We start from the raw sequence: 3,263 nt of genomic DNA, 5'->3' as shown, positions 1-3,263 counted from the left end.
TCGATCTTCCAGCCGAGGCCGCTCTGGGTGTTGCGCAGCTCGAGACCCTCGGGCATCAGGAAGTAGCGGTGCTCCCCACCGGACGGCGTGGTCACCGAGTAGGTGTCCACCGGGGCCGGCTGCCCGGCCCGCTCGGCCAGCCGGGCCAGCACCTCGGCTCCGCCGCTCGCGCCGGCGAACTCCTCCGGCGGAGAGTCCTCACGCGCCTGGTCGAGATCGACGACCACGACCCGGCTGCGGCCCACCGCGATCCCCACGTTCCACGGTCGCGCGGTCCACCAGTCGGTGATCGTGTCCGGGTCGCGGGTGGCGGCGTTCTCCCAGTCCTTGACCGCGGGCAGCTTGCCCTTCGGCCACACCGGGAACACGTACAGACCGGCCGCGGCGGCGTCGAGGGCGGCCTGCATCAGCCGGGTCGGGCGCGGGTTCGGGCTGGCCTGGCTGCTCATGGGCGACGCTCCCCGTCGGTGATCGTCACCAGGGTGCCACCCGCCACCGACAGAACGGGCCACATCGGACCCGACACCACCGGACCCGGTGACCGGGCCCCGGGTCGCCGGCGTCGTGTTGGTCGCGGTGGTCATGTCGTTTCCTCCTGCTGGTCAGACCGGGCCGGCGTGGTCCCGGCTCCGGTGGTGCTGCTCCGGTGGTGTTGCTCGGGTGGGTGTTCGGGGCGGCGGTCGGTGCGGTGCGTGTGGGGTGCGCGGTACCGTCCGGCCGGACCGGGCCAGATTCCGGCTGGCCCGGCCCACCCCGTCGGTGCCGGTGGGTCACGCCGCCGGATGGGCGGCGGTGCGCCGGCCGGAACGGCCCCGGCGGTCGATCCCGCGGCGCTCGCGGCGCTCGAACTCGTCCAGGCCGCCCCACACGCCGTGGTCCTCATGCGCCATCGCCCACGCCAGGCACCGGTCGGTCACCGGACAGCGCCCGCAGACGGCCTTCGCCTCAGCGATCTGAGTGGCGGCCGGCCCGGCGTTGCCGAGCGGGAAGAACAACTCCGGCGGCTCGTCGGTGCAGGCGCCCTTGTTTCGCCAGTCCATGACGGTGCTCCTTCTGTTGGTGGTGACGGGGTGGTCAGCGGGCCGCGGACTGTTCGCTGCGGGCCACGAGGATTCGGTGGCACTCGGGGTTCGAGCAGCAGTCCTGCAGCCCGAACTTCGCGCCTCGGACCCTGCTGGCGCAGGCGCGGCACCAGCGCTCTGCGCCGCCCCCGCCGGTCTCGCGGTTCTTCCGGTTCAAAAACCTGATCGCCATCGCTTCTCTCCTCCTGGGAATCTGCGCACGCCCCGGTGCGGGGTGCGGATCTCTTTGCCCCTTCTCCGAGCGAGGCCGGGTCCGGGCAGCGCCCGGCCCCCGGAGGGGCTCGCCCGCGACCGGGCCCGTCAGGGCCGGTGCGGGCGGTATCGAGTTGTGCGTGCCGCACCCGGACCACCGGCGGTGCTCCGGGTGTCCCGCCCAGACGGCGGGACGGGGTTTGTTCTCCTCGTTTCGGCGCGACCGGGAACGCCCGGGGTTCCGCCTGCCGGTCCGGGCTCGCCGCAGGCGACCGCGCCCGGCCGAAGCGCAGCGCAGGGCCTGGACCGGCAAGGGCGGGTCCTCGGGCACCGTCGCGGCGACGAAAAGCGAGGAGACCCGGCCATCCCGCCGCTGCGGAGGCTCGCCGGCAATCCGGTGGCCCACGCCCACCCAGGACGCTGATCATGGGTGCTATGGGAAGACCGGACTGGTGTCCGACGTGAGCGTCGGGGACTGGATCGCCGATCGTCTGCGGGTCCTGGACGGCAGGGTCGGTTCGACCGTGCCGGCGGTGTTCGACGCCTACGCCCGCGTCCTGCACCCTCCGCACACCATGACGGGCGAGCCCGAATCCTGGGTGCAGGTGTGTGCCCGCACGGGGGCCACGGCGCACCCGCTGATGCAATGGCGGGCGATTTCGCGCGCCGAGATCGTCCCGATGGCCGACGGCTCGGTCACCGAGCGTTCGGCGTGGGCGGGGAGCCCACCGGACCTGGGGAACCTCCCTGCCGACGCCCTGGCCGCGCTGCTTGACGTGCTGACCGGCCACACCGCCGGGCAGCGGTGTGTGTTCGCGCTGTGGGAGGGCTTGGGCTGGGTCGACACCCGCGGTGCCTCGGTGACCCGGACCTTGCCCGATGGTCGGTGGGTGACCGAGGAGCCACCGTCGGCGTTCCCCCTCGAGATCCTCGAGGGCCCGCGCCTTAAGCTGCCGGGGCGGAGCTACCTGCTGTTCACCGGCCCGCTCGACGACGCCGGCGGGCTCGGGGACCCGCGTGGGATCTGGCCGCAGTCACCGAACCTGTTCTGGCCTGCCGACCGCTCTTGGTGCGTCGCGACGGAGATCGACTTCGACTCCACACTCGTCGGCGGCCGCCGCGGCCTCGTCGCCGCCGTCCTGGCCCACCCACGGTTGGAGGCGTGGCCGGTCACCGCAGGCGACTCGCTGGCCTGGCACGCCGACACGATCAACTCCGGGCAGCGGCGCCCCTGATCACGGGGCTGCGGCAGGTCTTCCGCCGGCTCCGGCCTACCGGCGTCCCGCGCCGTGGGGACGCCGGTACGGGGCACGACGGCGGACTTCAGCCGGCCCCGGCCGCGGCGACGAACCTGCATGGCGATCCAGGCGACGATCGCGAGGCTCCTTCGAGCAAGACGGGCGGGGGAGACGGGCGGGTGGCCCGGCCCCGACGGGCGGGCCCGCGCCCGGGGGGTCAGCCGACCTGCTGCGGGGCGGTGCTGCGCTGGGCCTGGTCGGAGGGCTGCTCGCCGCGGTTGCGCTCGACCTTGGTGACCTTCGCGCGCTGGGCGCGGAGGCTGACCGCGATGTCGCGGGCCTCGATCTTGTGGCGGCGGATGACGATGTCCTCGCCGCCGGGCTCGTAGGACTCCTTGGTGTAGGAGTCGTCGACCTCCTCGCCGGTGACCGTGACGGCCATGCCCTTGGCGATGCTGTCGTAGACGTTCTCGGCGAACTCGCCGAAGCAGACCACGTCCTTCCAGACCGTGGGGCGGGTGACCCACTGGCCCTTGGCCCGGTCGAACCGGCGGGAGTTGATCGCGATCGAGAAGTTGACCACCGCGATGCCGTTGTTCTTGCCGTAGTTGATCTCGGGGTTCGTGCCGACGTTGCCGTGGAAGGTGTTCTCGTTCATGGCGGGGCTCCTGTCTGGAGGTCGGTGCGTTGGGGTGACGCGGCTCCGCCTCAGCGCGCGGTTCGGGTCTGGGCGGGGGTTCCGGCTCGTCCA

Annotated in this window: 5 protein-coding genes; 1 reads left to right on the top strand and 4 read right to left on the bottom strand. The window is 73.1% G+C overall.

Features of this window, described 5'->3' with window-relative positions; genetic code table 11:
- The 3 genes from JWP64_RS08935 to JWP64_RS08925 form a co-directional block, all read right to left on the bottom strand.
- Positions 1 to 449: bifunctional DNA primase/polymerase (locus JWP64_RS08935; protein ID WP_297494440.1), on the bottom strand; the 449-nt coding region annotated here is incomplete at its 3' end.
- 321 nt (positions 450 to 770) lie between these two features.
- The gene (locus tag JWP64_RS08930) at positions 771 to 1,040 is read right to left on the bottom strand and encodes a WhiB family transcriptional regulator (RefSeq protein WP_297494437.1); all 270 of its coding nucleotides are present in this window, start codon (positions 1,038 to 1,040) and stop codon (positions 771 to 773) included.
- 34 nt (positions 1,041 to 1,074) lie between these two features.
- Positions 1,075 to 1,254 carry a hypothetical protein gene (locus tag JWP64_RS08925; RefSeq protein ID WP_297494433.1) on the bottom strand — a complete coding sequence of 60 codons (180 nt, stop codon included), beginning with the start codon at positions 1,252 to 1,254 and terminating at the stop codon, positions 1,075 to 1,077.
- 472 nt (positions 1,255 to 1,726) lie between these two features.
- Here JWP64_RS08925 and JWP64_RS08920 point away from each other — a divergent pair, with 472 nt between their 5' ends.
- Positions 1,727 to 2,509: a hypothetical protein gene (locus tag JWP64_RS08920; RefSeq protein WP_297494430.1), complete on the top strand. Its 783-nt coding sequence runs from the start codon at positions 1,727 to 1,729 to the stop codon at positions 2,507 to 2,509.
- Positions 2,510 to 2,729: 220 nt separating this feature from the next.
- On the opposite strand, the gene ssb is transcribed toward JWP64_RS08920, so the two are convergent.
- A complete protein-coding gene (gene ssb, locus JWP64_RS08915) occupies positions 2,730 to 3,170 on the bottom strand; it encodes a single-stranded DNA-binding protein (RefSeq protein WP_297494427.1) in 441 nt (146 codons plus the stop codon).
- Positions 3,171 to 3,263: the final 93 nt, after the last annotated feature.

It is taken from the genome of Pseudonocardia sp. (genome assembly GCF_025465255.1).
GTDB lineage: Bacteria > Actinomycetota > Actinomycetes > Mycobacteriales > Pseudonocardiaceae > Pseudonocardia.
Note: the sequence above shows the minus strand (reverse complement) of the source record. Positions and strands in the feature narration are given on the sequence as shown.

Excerpts from the sequence above, each read along its gene's own strand:
- JWP64_RS08925 (WP_297494433.1), bottom strand. The coding sequence starts at position 1,254 with ATGGCGATCAGGTTTTTGAACCGGAAGAACCGCGAGACCGGCGGGGGC.
- JWP64_RS08930 (WP_297494437.1), bottom strand. The coding sequence starts at position 1,040 with ATGGACTGGCGAAACAAGGGCGCCTGCACCGACGAGCCGCCGGAGTTG.
- ssb (WP_297494427.1), bottom strand. The coding sequence starts at position 3,170 with ATGAACGAGAACACCTTCCACGGCAACGTCGGCACGAACCCCGAGATC.